Raw genomic sequence first — 20286 nt, 5'->3', positions numbered from 1 at the left:
CTACACATCCTTAAAACATTCTCCATCGTACCGCTTTGCTTTTTCTTTTTTTATAAATCCAAGCGTATTCTATTGTTTTGGTGAAGATAATTTTTTCACTGCCGTTTTTTAGGCTGACTGCTAAATTATCCGTCATCATAAGTTCGCTTTGCCATTTTCCATGTGCAACATTTTGCCAGCAATGCAACTGCTGCTCGTTGGCAAATAAGCAATAGTTACCAACACTGTTCGTTTGCCAGCTCACAGAAACATCAACATAGCATTCTTGTCCCTGCTCCAATGCAACACATTGCTCAGGCTTAATGATAAACTGTGGCTCGTTAGAGGCTGCAAATGCTAGGACTGGCGTAAAGAAAAAAACAGCAATATATTTTTTCATTTCGCCTCCTAAAACACGTAGCTCATAGTGACACTTATATGGCGACCAAGCCTGCTACGATTGGAGATGGTATTAAGCGCATCTAACGAATACGGACTATCGTCAATACTGGTAGCGTAATCAGTCAATCCAATAGCGCCATCAACCACCCAGCGCTTGCCAACTGGCGTCGTAAAACCCAACTTCAATTTAGTATTCACCCCACCAGAGGCTTGATAAGGATCTACTCTTGCTGATTTGTAAGGCACACCATAGTAATAATTAAGCATAGCGCTGTTACGATATTGAAAGCCGATAGAGCTATAAAAGTGCCAATTTTTGTGTTGCCATGATTTCGCAATCCAAAAAGAGGCGTAAGCCCCTCCGTCATATTCACTATTATCCGCTTTGGGCGCAAGGATGGTTTGAATTTGATAGCTGCCTATGGCACCAGTGACACGAAGCCCAACATACCCAGTCAAATCTCGCTCATCATAGGCGTTGGATACATATCCATAGTAAGAAATGTGTGCATGCGCAGCCGAGAAAATGACATCAAACTCCCACTCGCTAGAATTATAAAGGTTGTAGCCCATCGCCCATTGCGGTTCAAATTTACTATCACTACCAGGCACTTCAACAAAAAGTCCATTTTCGAAGTAATAATTACCGTTGATATTTAAAATTGGCCGAGTAGCAATATTTGTAAGTAATCCTCCGCCATAAGAGACCCCTAAACCTAATGACAGAAATCCGCCTGCTTCGCGCTTATTTGAAAACCCTTCCCAAAAGCTGGCTTTTTCTTCTGCGTAAGCGGCTGGAAAATGAAAAATTGAAGCAGCCAAACATATAGGCACCCACTTTCTTTTAAAGTACATAGCAGTTTCTTATCTTTATTATTAGCTAACTAATGTATTGAATTAATGAAAAAAATAGCGTATGAGATTATAACAAACTGTATCAATTTGTATCTAAAAACGAGTCACAAAAATAAAATAGGGAATTGGAAAGGGGGTTTACAAGAGCGCTCTGCCTCAACTAGCTCAGAGCCCTCATAGTATAAAAGTTAATGAGTCTGTTTTTTCAACCTACGATAATAATGTAATAAAGGTTCCGTATAGCCGTTAGGTTGTTGCTTTCCTTCAAGTACAAGCGAAATGGCAGCTTGATATGCGAGACTATTAGAATTTGGATGGCCATCTGTACACATGGGGACGTAATTGGGATCATAACTATTTTGGCTATCGACCACACTCGCCATTTTCACAAATGTCGCCAGCACCTGTTCTTGAGTACATATTTGGTGTTCCAACCAATTGGCAATATGCTGACTCGAAATCCTCAATGTCGCTCTATCTTCCATTAATCCAACATGAAATATATCTGGTACTTTTGAACACCCTATTCCTTGATCAATCCAGCGCACCACATACCCCAATATACCTTGAATATTATTGTCCAACTCTGCTTGTATCTCAGAGGGGGAAAGAGGCATATCATCTTGCAGTAAAGGAGGCATGAGTAGCGCATCTAAACAATGACTTTGATGATCGAGCAAGGTATTTTGCAATGCCTGAACATCGATTTCATGGTAATGGATCGAATGAAGTGTTGCAGCGGTCGGTGAGGGTACCCAAGCAGTATTTGCACCAGCTTCCAACTGCGCCCCTTTTGCATTCATCATGTTTGCCATTTCGTCAGGCTTAGGCCACATACCTTTACCAATTTGAGCGCGGCCTTTAAATCCGCTTGCTAATCCGACTTCGACATTCTGTCGCTCATATGCAGAGATCCAAGGTTGGGTTTTGATGTCTTCCTTAGGCTTCACGGGACCTGCAAGCATTGAAGTATGAATTTCATCACCTGTTCTATCTAAAAACCCGGTATTGATAAATACAACACGTGCCTTAGCAGCCTCAATACACGCTTTTAAATTCACCGACGTACGACGCTCCTCATCCATGATCCCCATTTTTATGGTATTTTTAGGCAAACCAAGCATATTCTCTACTTGGTCAAATAATTCAGCAGTAAAAGCAACTTCCTCCGGTCCATGCATTTTAGGTTTTACTATATTAATGCTGGCTGTTTTACTGTTTTTATACGGACTATTTCCCTGTAAATCATGAAGCGCTGCGGTCGAGGTTACAACTGCATCCAAAATACCTTCATACACTTCATTGCCATCCGCATCAAAAACGGCAGGCGTTGTCATTAAATGCCCAACATTTCGAACAAACATCATCGCCCGTCCACTCAAAATGATAGGTTCACCAGTCAATGAAATGTACTCTCTATCGCCATTTAAACATCGCGTTACTTGCTGATCACCTTTAAGAAATTGCTCTTTAAGAGAGCCTTTATTCAGGCCAAGCCAGTTTCGATAAACCAAAACTTTATCTTCAGCATCCACTGCAGTCACAGAGTCTTCGCAGTCCATAATTGTGGTCAGCGCCGATTCTAAAATGATATCTTTGATCCCAGCTTTGTCCACTTTTCCGATCGGATCATCATGATCAATACAGATCTCAAAATGCAGCCCATGGTGCTTAAATAAGATCACCCTAGGATTGTGCTGCGGTCCCTGATAGCCCAATAACTGAGTCGAGCTTGCAAGCTGTACTTGACGACTATCATTCAAAGTCACTATCAACACACCATTGACTATACCGTAGTGCGTACTTTCAATGTGAGATCCGGTACTTAAAGGTAGTATTTTATCTAATAATTGTCTGCCATAGGCCATCACCTTAAAACCGCGTACGGGATTGTATTTGCTACCTTTCTCAGCTCCATCCTCTTCACTAATTAAATCAGTACCATAGAGCGCATCATACAAAGACCCCCACCGAGCGTTTGCAGCATTGAGCGCAAAACGCGCGTTATTCACAGGCACAACTAGCTGCGGTGCTGCAACATGAGCAATTTCCGGCTCCGACACTTCAGTCGTTATTTCAAAGTCTTGGGGTTCTGGTAACAGGTAACCGATAGATTCTAAAAATGTCCGATATTTTTCAGCATTCCAATTGGGGTTTTGGACATGATAACTGTCAATTTGAGCTTGCAATTCATCGCGCTTCTCGAGCAAAGCATGGTTTTTTGGTGAGAGCTTGGTCACAATACTTGCTAAACCTTGCCAAAAAGAATCAGAGCTTATTGATAAACCATCAAGTAATTCCTGATCCACAAAGTCATAAAAGTCAGCATCAATGGTCATCCCAGCCTGTGTCACGGTTGCATTCATAGCTGTGTTCCTAGTGCAATTTTTTTGAACGGGTTATTCAAAAATAAAGCAATTTGTCCAAAAACAAACCCCTTCAGCCATTCATAATAAATATACTGACAATAACAACTATAAATTTAAAAAATTTTAAAAGCCGTTCTAGTGTTTAATTAAGCCGCAGCAACTCTCACACAAACGCTTTGGCACAACCAATTTAATTTAGTGTACAACTCGTTCGAAGGATATTTATCATGAGCAATTATCAGTCTCAAATTGACCGCTTTACTACCTTATGTACTACCAAAGATAATAACTGGCAGTCTATTAACCCTGAATATGCCAGCAGAATGCACTTACAAAACCGCTTCAAAACAGGGTTAGATATTGCCAATTACACCGCCAAAATAATGCGTGAAGATATGGCCTGCTATGACGCTGATCCAACACAATATACGCAATCTCTTGGCTGCTGGCATGGCTTTACCGCACAACAAATGATGATGGCAATTAAAAGGCACCAAAAAACAACAAAGGGTGCTTATGTCTATCTCAGTGGCTGGATGGTCGCTGCGCTGCGCTCTGAATTTGGCCCGTTACCTGACCAAAGCATGCACGAAAAAACCGCGGTGCCTAAATTAATTGAAGAGATTTATACATTTTTAAAGCAAGCTGATGCAAGAGAACTCGACCATTTGTACAAGGCGCTCGATGACGCAAAAGCTAAAGGTCAAGATACGAGTCAATTACAGTCTCAAATAGATAACTTTGAAACGCATATTGTGCCAATCATAGCTGACATCGATGCAGGGTTTGGTAACGAAGAAGCAACCTACTTATTAGCGAAACAGATGATAGAAGCGGGCGCTTGTGCAATCCAAATTGAAAACCAAGTCTCAGATGCTAAACAATGTGGCCACCAGGCTGGTAAAGTGACCGTGCCACACGAAGACTTTTTGTCAAAAATCAATGCTGTGCGATATGCATTTTTAGAGCTCGGCGTTGAAGATGGCATTATTGTCGCCAGAACAGATTCACTGGGTGCAAGCTTAACGCAAAAAATCCCTGTTTCTAAAGAAGCGGGTGACATCGCGAGTCAATATACTGCATTTTTGGATACACAAGTCATTCATGACGTAGACCAATTACAAGATGGGGATATGGCAATAAAATTAAATGGACAACTACAAAAACCAGTGCGTCTAGACAATGGCCTATACCAGTTTAAAGAAGGCACTGAAAAAGACAGAGTTGTACTTGATTGTGTCACTAGTTTGCAAGCGGGCGCTGATCTACTTTGGATTGAAACTGAAAAGCCCAACGTTGAGCAAATTGCTGAGCTCGTGAATCGTATTAGAGAGCAAGTACCTAATGCCAAGTTAGTGTATAACAACTCTCCGTCGTTTAATTGGACTTTGAAATTCCGTGAACAAGCTTACGAGGCACTCAAGGCACAAGGCAAAGATCTATCATCTTATCCAGACCCATCACTTGACCCGAAAGCACTCATGGCACCAGAGCTAGATTCAACTGAGCTGGCAAAAATAGCCGATGAAAAAGTAAAAAGCTTCCAGCTAGATGGCGCGACTCATGCTGGTATATTCCACCATCTAATTACTTTACCAACCTACCATACTGTAGCACTTAGCACTGATATTCTCGCTGAGGGGTATTTTGGTGACTTAGGTATGCTCGCGTATGTCAGAGATGTCCAAAGACAGGAGATACGCCGAGAGCAAGCTTCAGTCAAACACCAAGACTTGGCGGGTTCTAATATTGGTGATACGCACAAAGAGTACTTTAGCGGAGACAATGCGCTAAAAGCGGGTGGTGAAGCCAATACGATGAATCAATTTTAGATAGTCTAATCCCAACTTGGGCCTGCTGGGCCCTTTTCTACATCTCATCTTTATTAAATCAAACGGCAGCATTTAAGATCACACTTTTACTTACTAGCCCAAATACAGATCAGAAATATACTAGCGAGCATACGCAATACCGATTTAACGAAAAAATTTGAGTAACATGTCAATTTTTAACCAAAAATATGCCATTAAAGCGCTCAATAACTCAGTGAATAACAACAATAACCTTGCCACTGTTATTATAAAGCAAATTTTTACCAACTCTGCCTACCCTTTGAGATCTACTTTTTACTAACTGTTTTCTTTGCTAAATCATAATTTTACTAACGTATTAAAACTTAGAGCACAATTTTACTTACTCGTTCCCTGTAAACCCCCTTTACATGATCCATATTTGTCACACATTTGTTGCATAGGATGCAACCGTCTTGATTTAACTTGAAAAAATATGAAAAAAATATTCGTGCCTTTGCTTTTAACCTGCATATTATCTACCAATACAGCCTCAGCAAGTATAGATATTGATGAATTAAAGCAACTTGAGAAGCAAGGGAAATATCAAATCGCTTTGGATTTGATCGAACCTTGGCGATTAGAAAATTTATCTCAAGACAAGGCATTGGAAGTGTTATTAATTCAAGCCGAAATATATCGAAAACAAGGGCTGTTTGAAAAAGCCATATCGACCCTTAACCACATTGAGCAGAATCATTATTTAGATACTCAGTTAATACGCACGATTAATAATGAAAAAGGCATTAACTACCGTCGCATGTCTCGACTTGAAGAAGCGGAAGAGCATTACTATAAAGCTTTAGAAGCTGCACAGGAACTAGAGGACAAAACCTTAATAGGGTTAGCTTACAGTAATTTAGGCACCCTATATGATCATAAGAATCAGCTCGCACAAGCGATGCAGTTTCAACTAAAAGCACAAAGCTTCTTAAAAGACAGCCAAGACCACGGCATCAAAGCAAGTAATTATTATAACTTAGGAGATATTTCTGTCAGGCTCGATGATTATGAACAAGCAGAAATATTCTTCCGATGGGCGTTAGGTGAAGATAAAAAAGATGGCAATGTGGTCGCTATTGCCGACAGCGCACTGCGTTTATCTCAAGTGTCTTACAAAACCAACAACCATCAAGTGGCAATTGACAATATATATGAAGCATTAAAGTACTTAAAACAAACCAATGCGAATGAAAACTTATCTCGAGCTTATCATATGCTTGCCAGTAGCTATATGAAAATAGGTCAGGGAGATGCTGCACTTATCAATGCACATTTAAGTTTAGACTTTGCTAAAAAAGCACAGAGCCAAATCCAACTAATTTATGCTTATACGAGCGTATCCCAAGCTTATTTGCACTTAAAGCAGCCCCATGTTGCCCAAGGCTATATTCAGGAGTTAGAAAAGCTAGTGAATGTGGAACATCACACACCTTTAGCGATTCACTTTCATGAAGTCGCTGCAGATCTCGCTGATCAAAACGATGACTTAGAATTAGCGTACAAACATATTTTCCAAGCTCTTAAAGCGCACAAAGCAATGAGTGAAAAGTTTAATAATCAAAAAGCTGAAACCTACCGTAATAGTATTGGTAGCTTAGTACAGCGACAGCAGCTCGAAGTTTCTGAAAAAGAAAAAGCCCTTGCGCAAAGTGAGCTAAAACATACCAAACTCATGCAAAAGTCATGGCTCATTGCAGGTCTTGCTGCATTGTTTATATGCTTGCTCCTGACTTATATCTATTTTATTAAACACCGAACAGCAAACCTAGCCGCAAAGCTTTACCAACAAAACTTAAAACAAAAAGAAAAAATGCTTGCTGATATCTCTCATGAACTGAGAACACCATTGAGTGTCTTAAAGCTACACATCGAAGCACTCGAACATGGCCTGTTTGAAGACAACAATAAGGCTTATGGCAAAATCAACGAAAAAATATCTCAGCTAAACTCTTTGATAACCGATGTATATCAACTTTCTCAAGCGGAGAACAATGCAATTGCTTTGAATCAGCAAATCCAATGCGTTCAAACTTTATCGCAAAATTATAGTTATGACATTAAACGCATGGCTGAAAACCATGCCCTAACTTTTAGTAGTGAAATCAGCATCCCTGAAGGTTCGACTATCAATATCGATAAACCCAAATTAGATAGAGTTGTCGATAACTTGTGTAAAAACACGTGTTTATACACAGACAGTCCAGGAAAAGTGGTATTCAAAATGTACCAAGATAAGCATCATCTCAACATACAAATTGAAGACTCGTCACCAACTGTTACAGATGATGAGATCCCCAAACTATTTGAACGACTATATCGTGTTGAAAGTTCACGAAGCAGGGCAACCGGAGGGTCTGGTTTAGGTCTTTCTATTTGTAAAAGCTTAGTAGAGCTCATGTCGGGAACCATTGATATACAGCGCAGTAATCTTGGCGGATTGGATATTTCAATCGTTTTACCACTTAAATAAAACAAGATCAAAAAAGCCACTTATGCAAAATAGTGGCTTTTTTGATCTTGTTAGTAAAAGAAGAGATTAATTCTAAAGTGCTACTTTTATAAATTTGTCAGCCTAACTGATCCGAGCACTATAACTTCCATTTTGATCCATTTTTTATCCACATTGCCCTGTTTTAATAAGCAACATGAACGGGAGGAATTTACTTATGACACAGCGTACAATGAAACACAATGATTGGGTCAAAATTGCCGAGAGAAAAAGGCATAGGAATAAAGTACGACCTAAAAAAAATGCACTACCTTTTTGGTCTTTGCTACTAGCTGGATTTATCATTTTAGCTTCAGCATGGAACTACTGGGTAGACAATAAATCACATTCTGTTGTACATGCTGAAATAAGTCACGATGCTCAAACTCGTATTGACCGTTATTTTTCTCAGCAATATATGATGGGAAGCTGGAAACTAAGTCGAATCAATTTCAACGACGGTGAATTGAATGTTTTTGTTCAAATCCCAACGCCATTAGCTATGACCAGCAGTGAAATCAAAAACTATATAAAGCAATCTCTTTGCCCACACCCAAAGAGTACTGTTTGGAATGACGTGAAAAATAACTCACTCTTTATCTATCTTTACTCTGATAAGCCAAGAAATGGCGATTATGCACTGTGTACTAGGTAAATTAAGCAATAAATAAAAAGGGCGAAAGCCCTTTTTTTGTGCCTATCACTTTAATTCTAGCTTTGCCTTTTCAAGCATTTCCTCTGGCAGTTCTTTGGTGACCGAAACACCTAACTCTTTAAACTCTGAAGCTTGCTTAATTAAATTCCCTTTTCCAGTATACAGTTGTCCAACCGCTTTATCGTAGGTCTCTTGTGCTTTATCAAGCTGCTTGCCAACACCTTCAAGGCTATGTAAAAAACTATTAAGCTTGTTATAAAATTTTTCCGCTCTGAGTGCCAGTTCTTTGCTGTGTTTGCTTTGTTCTTCGAAGCGCCAAAGCTGTTTAACGATATTCAAGCTCGTTAGCAGAGTAGTGGGAGTAGCTACCAGCACTTTATTTTCTAGGGCATACTGATAAATATCAGGCTCGTATTTAATTGCTTCTACAAAAGCAGATTCAACAGGGATAAACATGATCACAACTTCTGGCGAGTTGAGTCCAGGCAAACGTTCGTAAGACTTATCGCCCAGCTCCTTCACCCTAGCTTTCACCGCATTTACATGATCTTTTATTGCTTGCTGTGCCGATACCTCATCCTGTGCATTGACATATCTTGTGTACGCATTCAAAGATGTTTTCGCATCCACAACCAAATGGCGACTTTGAGGTAGATAAACAATCACATCTGGGCGGTACTTTCCGTCTGATGTGGTGAAACTGACTTCACGCTTATAATCATACCCAGGTCTTAACCCTGCACTATCCAACACATTTTCCAGCATTAACTCACCCCAGTTACCTTGGGTTTTAGTTTGGCCTTGTAATGCAGTCGTCAATTTGCTCGCTTGATCCGTCATAGCTTGGTTGTTAGCTTGTAGGTGAAGCAGCTCAGTTTTTAAGGCCGCTCTTTGTTTTAACTCTTCACTGTGGATCGCTTCCATTTTATCTCGGAAACCTTTAATTTCCCCCTGAACAGGGCTCAAGATTGTTTGAATTTTTTCCTGACTGTGACGGGCAAATTGCTGACTCTTCTCTTCAAATAACCTACTTGCTACGTTCTCAAACTCTTGTTTAAGCGTGTTTTTAGCCTGCTCTAACTGTGCAATTTGCGCATCAAATGCCAATTGCTTTTCGCTAAGTTTGGCTTCCATATCTGTCAGCTGGAGTGCCAGTTGGTGCGCTTCCTCTTGAGATTGTTGTGCTTTATTTTGAGCTTGCTGCCATAAACCATAATACTCTTTAACTTGAGCATGTTTCTCAGCAAGCCTTGCCTGATATTGCTGAGCCTCTCCATGGGTTTTTAGCTGAAGTTGCTGCGCCGCATTTAGGTTGTCTTTAAGTTCATCATGGGCATGCTGAAGAGCATCGATTTTTGCCTGAGACATGTCATGCAGTGTCCGTGACTTTTGTTTCGACAGGTGGATAATAATAAAAAAGCCAATACTGGATATCGTGGTACCTAAGCCAAAAAGTACCAATATGGTTTGCCAACTCAGGGCAGAAAAACCACTTAAAAGCATAGTGTGACTCTAACAATTAATTCTTGTTAAATCATACCTTAGAGTCGGGTTTTAAGCACTGATAACCAAGAAGTATATAAAATAAAATTAGGTGCCAACAGATTTTAGCACCCGTAGGAAAGGAAAATTAACTGTTAATATGCTGCTCATTGAATCGATAACCAGCACCATAAACTGATTCAACAATTTTTGGTGATATTTCGATGTTTTTAATCTTTTTACGTATATTTTTAATATGGCTATCGATAACTCGATCAGAGATATCAAAATTATCTGGTTGTATATGATCAAGAATTTGCTGACGTGAAAACACACGATTCGGCGCATTATAAAGCATCGCGAAAACATCAAACTCAACTTTAGTTAAGCTTAAGGACTGCCCTTTTAATGAAACCAGTAATTGTGACTCATTCACCTCAATGTCTGGTGCTTCTGAAGTCTGCGGAGCGCTGCAACGGCGCAATATCGCTTTGATACGCATGACCAGTTCAGCCGCACTAAAAGGCTTACAAACGTAATCATCAGCACCAAATTCGAGCCCTTTAAGTCTATCCGATTCGGAAACTTTCGCTGTTAACATCACGATTGGCACCATGGAAAACTCTCGGATTTGCTTCATGCACTCAACCCCATCTTGGTTGGGCAACATTATATCCATTAAGATGGCATCAGGGCTATTATCTCGCACCCAACTAACCACTTCTGCACCGTCGGCAATGTGTGTTATTTCAAAGCCTGAGGCCTTAAAAAACAGCATAACTTGTTCAGCAATATCAAAGTCATCTTCAACGATCAAAATGTGGTTTTTGTCTTCCATTAGTTTCTCTTATTGGCTTTTAATACTCGCAGTTGCTTTTTGACCTGCTCTTTAAGATTTGACGAAAGCGTATCATCAAAAAGTAACGTCGTTAAAATGCTCGTTAAATCTTCAGAGCTTGCAACTTCATTAATAAGATCATAGTCGCACAGCGATTGTGGTTCAATAAAGTTTAACTGCGAAATCGTATTTTCATAGCACAACATAGTAACCCACCTTTAGTCCAATTCATTTGGTTTTCGTTTTCCTATATGTGTATTAAAGTGAAAGAATGTGGATCAAATGTGGAACACAGCAAGAAATGAAGGCAAATGCCATTACACTGCATTACACGAAATGTGTTTCATTACAAAGCGGAATAAAAAAGAAAAACCAGCTCAGTTGAGCTGGTTATTACAAATACGTTATGTAATTAATAAGGGGGAAATCAACATGTGCTCATTGCTGAATGTAGTCTCACAATGCGCATATAAATAGACATACCTTTTATAAATTAGTTCAAAAAAATTTTAATTTTTTATCAACTCAAGCATTTGAGCTTCATTAAACTCATTTAAATTAACCCCCGTATCAGCAAATAAGGCATCAACTAGCGCCTGCTTATCTTTTTGCATTTGATAGACTTTCTGTTCAATCGAGTTAGCTACAATTAACTTGTATACAAATACAGGCTTATCTTGACCGATACGATAGGCTCTGTCAGTTGCTTGATTCTCAACTGCAGGATTCCACCATGGGTCAAAGTGTATCACTGTATCAGCTTGCGTTAGATTTAAACCTGTCCCACCTGCTTTGAGTGAAATTAAAAAGACATCCACTTCACCTTCTGTAAAGCGAGCAATAGCCTTATCTCTTTGTCTAGTTTGTCCGGTTAGCATAGTAAAAGGCACTTCGATCTCATTGCAAAGTGAAGAGATCATATCGAGCACAGTTGTAAACTGGCTAAAGATAATGATCTTACGTCCTTCTTTTAACAAGATAGGTAAATGCTCTTTTAACCAATTAAATTTGGCACTCTGTTGATGTGCACCTGCTTTATCAACAAGCTCTGGATGACAACAAATTTGTCTCAGCTTAAGCAGCGCATCTAAGAACGCTAGCTTACTGCTTTCAACGCCTTGCTCTTTAAATAAATCAATTAAACTACTTTCTATCTGGCTTTGTACATGCTGATATAAAGAAGCTTGTTCAGGCATAAACTCAAGCTTTTTAATTAACTCTGTTTTTGCGGGTAGTTCACGTACAACCTCTGATTTCGTTCGACGTAAAATGAATGGTGCAATTAGAGATTGAAGCTCCTTAGCACGTTTACTATCGCGCTCTTTTTCAATGGGTAATTGAAAATTTTGTTTAAACTGCTGCTTGGTCCCAAGAACATCCGGCATAACAAAATCAAGTAACGATTTTAGCTCCATTAAGTTATTTTCAACCGGTGTACCACTCATACAGAGCTTGAATTCCGCCGATAACTGCTTGACACATTTTGAGATTTGAGCAGTCTCATTCTTAATGTATTGTGCTTCATCGAGTACAATCGAATCAAACTGTAACTCTGAATAATGTGCCAAGTCTCGTTTTAATAAAGGATAAGTTGTAATAATGAATCGGGCTTGCGCAACTTGATTCAATTGCTTGTCTCGATTGCTGCCATGTACCGTTAAAACTGGCAAATGAGGTGCAAATTTTTTAAATTCGTTTTGCCAATTGCCAACAAGGGAAGTCGGGCAAACAATCAAAGAAGGCTTTGTCACCAATGTATTGTGTTGCGAGATAAAATACGCAATAACTTGTAAAGTTTTACCTAGCCCCATATCATCAGCCAAAATCCCCCCCAACTGATGGCGGTTAAGAAACTTCAGCCAACTTACACCTTGTAGCTGGTAATCTCTTAATGTGAACCTTTCCTGACTGTCACCTAATAATGACTCATTGGCGTTGATAGGTTTATTTAGCTCGGCAAGATAGTCTAAGAGACGACCATCATCTGACACACACTCAACTGCATCTAACTCAAATAGACGCTTCGCATAAGACAAAGGGAATTTGAATTGGGAGCTAGATAAATAATAGCTAAAACGCGATTTTAAAAGCAGTAACTCTTCGTATACGTCTTTAGAGACTGCATAGTATTGTTGTGCAATCTGAACATACTGAAAAACATTTGCAATTGAGTTGACCTCATGACAAGGCGCTTTGTCCCAGTCGAGAAGAATTTGCCTATGATCAAACATAACTTTGCCAATGACATGGTGTTTCTTATCACGTTTGAGCTGAAGAGTAACCTTAGGTACTAGCACCTTTTTGGTTTGATGAATTTCTTCTACTTGCCACATCTTTCTTTGCAAATAAGGGCGAACTTCACAGTTATACCAATGATGAGAAACCTCATCTTCGACAGGCAACTTAAATCCACCACCTTGTGCTTCGAAACCGAGGCCTAAAAGCATTTTTTCACAGCGATTCAACTGCTTTTCTGTAGAATACTTCTGAACAGAGTTAAATAAATCTAACTGCAAGTGCGTATACTCGCCATCTGTAACAGATAACTTTGCAACTAACTTGTCCTTATCTATTAACTTTTCATAGCCTTGTGGTGGCGGAATGACATTATCCGCAAAGATATCTTGAAACCGTTTAATCACAGCTTCAATTTTATCTTTTTGAATACACGGCATAGTATGTAAATGCGCAATTTCTTGTGCACTTAGCTCTGATTCAATCCGCCCCAGTAACATATTTTCAGTATCTAGATAGACAGGAGGGTCTGACTTAATGAGTAACCATTGCTCTACATCTGACAACTGACTGACTAATTTAAAATTGTCATTTTCAATCTGCCATGAAAAGTCCAAATGTTGCATATGACCAAATTGTAGAGGCTTACGACTATTACCAAAAAAACATCGCTTCGTGGAAGCCAATTGCTGCAGCGCAGCAAAACCCCACTTACCTGAAAGCTCAAAATGACCGGGGGTATTTTGTGACCGAACCCAGCTAAATAAGCGATAATCACTTTCTAAAATATCTTTGGGTGGAACATGCGCGTTGAGCTGTTTCTCAGTCAACACACGTCCAAGAGGATAAAGGCCATCTGGTTTGTGAGGGGACATTTTTGGGTTTAATAATACTTCGTTGCCTCTATGTTCCAACACAAAAAGCAAGACATTCGATGCATTCAAATCAGTTGATTGCTGAAGAGAAGACAATTCATTAAACCAATCATTAACCAGAAAAGACTCGCCAAAACCACCAGAATGATCAACCTTAAGCTTTAACAGTACAGCTGCGATATGTCGACATTTCGGATTATTAGAACACGAGCACTGAGCCTCTACAGAAGGCGCCCCCTTAATAAGCTCAATTTTGATATGCTGTGTAAAGGTATTACCGAAATTGCCTAAAACTTGTGCATCTATACGTGAGAAGTCTTCACTGTGTTCTAAAAAAGATATTTGTTCGTCGTTTAGATACTCTTTAGCCTTCGCTAACATTGCAGAATTAAAATACTGCTTCAAAAAGCGATCAGATAAAGGAAACTGAGAAGACTGTTCCTGTTTAATTTCTTCAAATAAAGCTAATAGTTGCTCTTTAGATAACTGCGAGGACATTTTCTAACAAGTAATAAAACGTAAAGAACCAGTATATGAAATTACTGTTTTGAGCTAAAGGGGCAATTGGGACTAAATTACGAAAAATTGACTGGTTGGATGACAAAAAGTATAAAAAAGGCCTAGAAGATCTAGGCCGCAACATGCTAATTAAAACTATTTAACAGTTTTTGAAGTTGTTCTAATCGCTTATCCGTCAGAACTTTATCATCTATTTTAACTGTTACTGCGCCTGAATTTAAACTTCTTTGAACTTTAATATATTCATTTTCAAGCAATGATTCTGAACGACTTGTCGTAGCTTCATCTAACGTTGTTAAGTACTTAGTTATCTCAATAGCACGTTTTTCATCACTCATTTCTTCTGTAAGTAATGGCTGATTCGATATTCTGTTTAATCTATTAACAAATTGTTCAGGTTTGTCTTTTCTAGCATTAATCAGTTTTTTTGCAACCTCACGTCCAAGGTGATTTGGTGTTGGGTACAATAAAACAACTTCTTTATCTATGTATTGAAATGCTTTTACAGCATCAGCAACAGCTGTGTGAGAAACACCTTCAATTGCAGCTATCTCTCGATAAGAACCTTTTTTACCAGAATCTATCAAGTATTGACGAGTCTGATCGTAAGCTTTGCCTAACTCCCATAGACTCGGCGCGATATATTGATCCGATGAAACAGCAAGCGCTTGCGCGTCTTTGTTGGTGAAGTCTTGCGACGTCAATACCACATAATCTGCACCAGCAAGTAAACACGCTTTGCGTCGCCTAGATCCAGATAGTACATGTAACTCTTTGCCTTTAGCCCAACATAGTGCAGGGTGCATGTTTTTACCATCAGCTTTAATTGCTGGCAAGATATCAGCGACCGAGCTTTCATTCAATAATGATTGCTCTCGACGATTCTGACCAAAAACAACTGTTCTTTCGGCAATTTGCGAATGAGAGATCACTTCACATTTTAAACTAATCATTCTATTCGGATCACTTGGAGATGGCATAGTGATCACATCACCTACGTTTGCTTTACCAAGCAAATCATCCAAACTACTTTTTTCAACAGGTGTTGCAAAAGGATCTAATCGAGTATCGTTTTTACGTTTTCTAGCCATTATTTAAACCTGTTATTCTAATCTAAGCTTGATTGTGTAGATGACCAATTTGAGCGTATAAGCATTTCTAATTCGTCAACAACATCCTTTATGTTCTCTTGTGCACGAAGTAAAGACTCTCTACTTGCCAATGAATCTGAAGTTTTCTGATCGAAAATGGTGTTAAAAGAGGAAGAGCTTGCCGTAATTGCAGAACTATGGTTGATTGGATAACTCATTACTTGTCTACCAAAAGCCGTTCTTACATCTTTAACAATATCTCTCTGAGAGTGGTTACCTTTTACGTAATTAGTGACAAGAAATTGCATGAAATCCCAACCTTCATGCCCTAGCGCAGCGACTGTATGGTAAATTTCTCCTAAGCGCTTTAGATATTTGTTATTTGCATCAAAATCAACTGCCTCTGGGTGGACAGGTATCAGCATCGCAGTAGAAGCCATCAGAGCATTGTAGAACATGAAATTAAGAGAAGGTGCTGTGTCTATAAGAATAATGTCAAACTCGTCTTCAACAGGCTGTATAACGCGTTCTTTGAGTTTATGATAATGTCTTGTTCCTTCATAACTACTAGATTCTTTTAATTCAGTAGCAGTTTCATGCTCAAAATAAAAATCATCCATGCCAGAAGGTAAAATTCTGATATTAGGAATATGTGTTTTCTGAAAAGAATTTGCTACTAATTGACTCCAAGTTTCACCTTCATCTAATTCAATACAATCTCTCATTAGATCACCCACAGTGATCGGATCGTGCTCATTTGATGGAAAAAAGCTTGAAGATGATCCTTGAGGATCAAGATCAATAATGCCGATTCTATATCTCTTAATATTTGTTGTAGCTAAAGCTGCTGCTAAGTTTACAAGAGAAGTAGTCTTACCACATCCACCTTTTAAGCTATTAATTACGATAACTTGCAATTTATCACAAGGATCTCTGTGATCAGCTTTGATCCCAAGTATTTCAGCCATAGCAAAAATATTGCTCAGTGTGTAAGCGTAATGCCCATTCGCACCTTTTTGAATTGATAAATGATCGAAGTCACCTTGATCATGTCGACGTTTAAGGGTTCTATTATTTACATTCAATAAATCTGCAGCTGCTTTTTGTGTATATGTACGAAGCTCTTTATCTTCAGATTTCAAATGAGCTCTGTAATGTTGAATTCGACCTTCTAAGGATTGTTCAGCAACTTCAGCAGTTGCTTTTAACAATTTATAAGTGGAAAGTGCATTGCTATTGATAGACATACGTATATTCCTTAAATTTATGTCTAATATTATAATGTCCATCAAATGAAAGGTAAACACCAAAATTAGTAGACATTCAAAAAAAACGTAAATTTATTATTTGATAAAGAATAAATAAGGAGTTTAAGTATGTTTAAATATATAGGTATATAAGGTTAAAGTGAGTGGAATACATCTTAAGACTTTGTATTATAAGCACTTTATATATTTTTTTAGATCATTAAAATACGTAGTAAAGATCAGATCTTTATATACTGACAGATCAGAAAAATACTAACGGTTAAAATATATTTATTGATGTCAACAGTTTATCCACAGGTTAATTCACAAAAAGATACCTTGAGATCAAATCTATACTAAGTTTAGAGGTGGACTTATCAACAAAAGATTTAAAATATATGAAAATCACTAGATATAGATCTGATCTATACTATGAATAGATCAGATCTTTACTAAATTGAATCACTCTTATACACAAGCTACAGAATCAAATGCCACTTTATTAGGAATTTTGTGGTAAAAATGTTTAAAAATCCAAAGAAAGCTAGCCTAGTTAGTAAAAAAATGATCTAAAGAACACCATTAGTAGGTAAAATAGTGATCTAATAAAAAACTTGGGTTCAGATCAATTTTTTACTAACTTTAAATATTAACTTTTGTGCTTGAATGTGTTGTTATTAGCTGTCGAAAGAATCAGGAAGTAAAAATCATGAGCCGCAAGGTAAACATCTCTGTTGACAATCTGCCAGACTCTTTGCGAGGTCAAATTCATGGTGTTGAAAGTGCGATAGATAACGAAAGTTTGGCCCTTTTTACAGACAACAAAGATGTTCGTATTTCAATTGAAAATACAAATCATGGCTTGAGAGCTTATTCTAATACGTTTAACCACTATGACCTATGGGGTCGTTTTGTGCGTTCTGGCTATAAAAAGCTGCCTTTGGAAGAAGCACCAAAAAAGACCATAATTACCAGAAGAATATCTGAAAAAGTTGATGGAATTTTATACGATGGTGAAATAAAGATTACACCAGCAGTTGTTAGCAGTAAAAAAGATGGTGAAGAAACAGAGTTTTTGGTGTGGCCATCAGATAGAGAAGAGAAGGTTGAAAGAGCACTTATTCGCCTTGCTTCGAAAGGAAAAATTGTAAAAATCAATTTTAAGTCCGGTATTCAATATGCGGTAATTTTTTCGATGAATGAATTGGCTCAAGAGTTGAAAGCTGTTGGTCAATCAATGCCTTACCCTCAAATAAAAGAATCATTAGAAGCTTTACAAGGTTCAAAACTGTCGTTTAAATATCGTGCTACAGATACAAAAAATAATGATGTTGATGATTCATTTTACGAATCAAACATGAACTTTTTATCTTCACTTCACTTTAGTGGTAAAAAAGGTCAAGGCGGCAATATCAAATGTGTTGCTTGCTTAAACGCATTTGTGCATAACATGATCGATAATCTTGAATACAAAGGCTATTATTTTAATAGTGCACAAGAGTTAAAACGTGGATTGTCGAGATGGATGATGTTACGCCTTTATCATCTGTGGCGTTATGCCGCACCAGGAAAGACATATCATTTTAGACTTTTATCTATCATGGAAAAGTATGGTTCAATCTATTCTACAGATGAAATTACCGATAATAAATTAAAAGCTCTTCGTAGAGATATGACTACAACTATGAAAGACCTGATCGAAAAGGGTGCTATTTCAGAATATAATATTTCTAATGTAAAAGATGAAGAAACTGGGCGTATCATAGATTACGTATATGAAATGCATCCTTCTACACAATTCTGTGAAGAAATATTAGCTCTTAATAAACACAATAAACGTATTGAAATTCAAGGTGGAAAAAGGTTAGTTGAGACTGCAGAAATTATTGATGAAGATATTTTGGAAGAAATCGTTAAAAAGTGATTGATAAAGGTCAATTATGTTAAATTGACCTTTAAAGGGATTACTTCTTAATCATTAGGTTGATTTTCTAAATAAATTCTTTCTATTAGATAAGAATAGTCTTTTTTTCTTACATCAATGTTTTTTGCTGAGTAATCAGCTAAGCTGCCTATCTTTGTTTCTTTTTGTGGGTTCAATAAGATAAAGGGCAATGCTCCACTAACATGGTATCTATTTTTAGCAGAAAATCGGATATTTACTTCAGGTGTTACTCTTGTTGGCCGTTTTATTCTTAGTTTTGAATCATCACTGAGGCTTGAGACTCTAACTTTTTCAGATTCAACTATTTGAGCCCAACTCTGTTGATCAATAACTCTTGGATTTGAGTATCCTGAAGATTTACTTAACATTTCAAGTGCTAATTTTTTTGAAAGGGTCGTAGTTGAATGCTTTTTCATCCATGTGAATCTAACAGAGTAGGGTATTTGATCTTCACAATGTATCTTTCGATATGCTGCTAAGGTAATTAGATTAGGAACAGCATTATGAACTGCATCAAACCTTGCATCATTGCTGTTAATTTTTAAAATTAAGCTTTTAAAGTCTTCTTTTGATTTGTTAACTTCTCTTATGCGTGCTTTAATTTTTCCTTCAAAGTCATTGACCGATATTAATCCAGGGTGTCTAGTTAATACTTTGCCACTTTTCTTTTCACCGACAAATAAATCTAAATAACCTTTAAGGCATTTATTAAATGCTTCATCACCAGAAAGTTTAGTAACTTGTATACTTTCTGGTGCTTTTATTTCGTCTTCAACTTTGATGGCTGGAAGTTCATAGTAATAACTATTTAATACTTCATGTGCTTTAAGCTCTTCGCATAAAAGATTTATCTGGTCTAATAGAAAGTCAAATTGACTTCGTAATTCAAACTTGGATGTCATAAATTATTTAAGTAAGATGTGTTCCTTATATTATAGCAAATTAACCACGTTTTTCTATGTGAAATGGTATTTATAACTTCATGTTGTCGAGAGAACACATCTTACTATTGAGTTGGATATTATTTTTGTTTTTTAGTAATGTGCTGATTTATATAATTGAAAACAACTAAGTATGATGTGTTCCTTTTATTATATATAACACGAAACAAATCATCAACTAGCCCATTGCTTTTTGAAAGGGGTAATATCTACAATTCAAATATTAAACTAATGTTTAGTGGTTTAGTGGTTTAGTGGTTTAGTGGTTTAGTGGTTTAAGTTTTTTGTTGTAGGTATCAGCTAAAATATTTAAGCTTTAATAGACAATGCTTTTTTCTAGAAGTCATATTTTCAATTTATGTATGTTGCATAATATATAACAATAATTTGCTATCTTCGAAAAAATCAAGTTTTTCGATTTTTGTATTAAATTAAATTCTATTAAAAGGTAATGTGTTTCTTTGATAAGAATTGAAAGTTAGAAGGCTATCTAAACATAAGTGTAAAAACTT

14 protein-coding genes are annotated in these 20286 nt (G+C 37.6%); 4 read left to right on the top strand and 10 right to left on the bottom strand.

The window, feature by feature from the left end; genetic code table 11:
- Positions 1-10: 10 nt before the first annotated feature.
- From QNM16_RS12750 to QNM16_RS12740, 3 genes are all read right to left on the bottom strand, one after another.
- On the bottom strand, positions 11-379 hold the full coding sequence (locus QNM16_RS12750; protein ID WP_284020836.1) for a DUF3019 domain-containing protein: 369 nt from the start codon (positions 377-379) through the stop codon (positions 11-13).
- A gap of 8 nt (positions 380-387) precedes the next feature.
- Positions 388-1236: a MipA/OmpV family protein gene (locus QNM16_RS12745; RefSeq protein WP_284020835.1), complete on the bottom strand. Its 849-nt coding sequence runs from the start codon at positions 1234-1236 to the stop codon at positions 388-390.
- A gap of 188 nt (positions 1237-1424) precedes the next feature.
- On the bottom strand, positions 1425-3602 hold the full coding sequence (locus QNM16_RS12740; protein ID WP_284020834.1) for a malate synthase G: 2178 nt from the start codon (positions 3600-3602) through the stop codon (positions 1425-1427).
- A gap of 230 nt (positions 3603-3832) precedes the next feature.
- Between QNM16_RS12740 and QNM16_RS12735 the strand changes: the two genes are divergently transcribed.
- The 3 genes from QNM16_RS12735 to QNM16_RS12725 all read left to right on the top strand — a co-directional run bounded on the left by QNM16_RS12735 (position 3833) and on the right by QNM16_RS12725 (position 8601).
- A complete protein-coding gene (locus QNM16_RS12735; RefSeq protein ID WP_284020833.1) occupies positions 3833-5437 on the top strand; it encodes an isocitrate lyase in 1605 nt (534 codons plus the stop codon).
- Positions 5438-5891: 454 nt separating this feature from the next.
- Positions 5892-7928: an ATP-binding protein gene (locus tag QNM16_RS12730; RefSeq protein WP_284020832.1), complete on the top strand. Its 2037-nt coding sequence runs from the start codon at positions 5892-5894 to the stop codon at positions 7926-7928.
- A gap of 196 nt (positions 7929-8124) precedes the next feature.
- Positions 8125-8601: a hypothetical protein gene (locus QNM16_RS12725; protein ID WP_284020831.1), complete on the top strand. Its 477-nt coding sequence runs from the start codon at positions 8125-8127 to the stop codon at positions 8599-8601.
- A 45-nt stretch (positions 8602-8646) separates the two neighbouring features.
- On the opposite strand, the gene QNM16_RS12720 is transcribed toward QNM16_RS12725, so the two are convergent.
- The 6 genes from QNM16_RS12720 to QNM16_RS12695 all read right to left on the bottom strand — a co-directional run bounded on the left by QNM16_RS12720 (position 8647) and on the right by QNM16_RS12695 (position 16888).
- A complete protein-coding gene (locus tag QNM16_RS12720) occupies positions 8647-10104 on the bottom strand; it encodes a DNA recombination protein RmuC (RefSeq protein ID WP_284020830.1) in 1458 nt (485 codons plus the stop codon).
- A 127-nt stretch (positions 10105-10231) separates the two neighbouring features.
- The gene (locus tag QNM16_RS12715) at positions 10232-10921 is read right to left on the bottom strand and encodes a response regulator (RefSeq protein WP_284020829.1); all 690 of its coding nucleotides are present in this window, start codon (positions 10919-10921) and stop codon (positions 10232-10234) included.
- Positions 10921-11127, bottom strand: coding sequence for a hypothetical protein (locus QNM16_RS12710; protein ID WP_284020828.1), 207 nt, complete (start codon positions 11125-11127; stop codon positions 10921-10923). The genes QNM16_RS12715 and QNM16_RS12710 overlap by 1 nt, the downstream gene beginning before the upstream one ends.
- A gap of 303 nt (positions 11128-11430) precedes the next feature.
- Positions 11431-14529, bottom strand: coding sequence for a DEAD/DEAH box helicase (locus tag QNM16_RS12705; RefSeq protein ID WP_284020827.1), 3099 nt, complete (start codon positions 14527-14529; stop codon positions 11431-11433).
- Between the two features lie 146 nt (positions 14530-14675).
- A complete protein-coding gene (locus QNM16_RS12700; RefSeq protein WP_284020826.1) occupies positions 14676-15641 on the bottom strand; it encodes a ParB N-terminal domain-containing protein in 966 nt (321 codons plus the stop codon).
- Between the two features lie 17 nt (positions 15642-15658).
- The gene (locus QNM16_RS12695; RefSeq protein ID WP_284020825.1) at positions 15659-16888 is read right to left on the bottom strand and encodes an AAA family ATPase; all 1230 of its coding nucleotides are present in this window, start codon (positions 16886-16888) and stop codon (positions 15659-15661) included.
- A 709-nt stretch (positions 16889-17597) separates the two neighbouring features.
- Here QNM16_RS12695 and QNM16_RS12690 point away from each other — a divergent pair.
- A complete protein-coding gene (locus QNM16_RS12690) occupies positions 17598-18812 on the top strand; it encodes a replication protein A (protein WP_284020824.1) in 1215 nt (404 codons plus the stop codon).
- A 47-nt stretch (positions 18813-18859) separates the two neighbouring features.
- Here the strand turns inward: QNM16_RS12690 and QNM16_RS12685 are convergent, their stop codons facing one another.
- A complete protein-coding gene (locus QNM16_RS12685; RefSeq protein ID WP_284020823.1) occupies positions 18860-19735 on the bottom strand; it encodes a DNA replication terminus site-binding protein in 876 nt (291 codons plus the stop codon).
- Positions 19736-20286: the final 551 nt, after the last annotated feature.

This window comes from Pseudoalteromonas umbrosa (assembly GCF_030125375.1).
GTDB classification, from domain to species: Bacteria; Pseudomonadota; Gammaproteobacteria; order Enterobacterales; family Alteromonadaceae; genus Pseudoalteromonas; species Pseudoalteromonas umbrosa.
The sequence above is the reverse complement of the archived record's forward strand: the minus strand, read 5'-3'. Positions and strand labels throughout refer to the sequence as shown.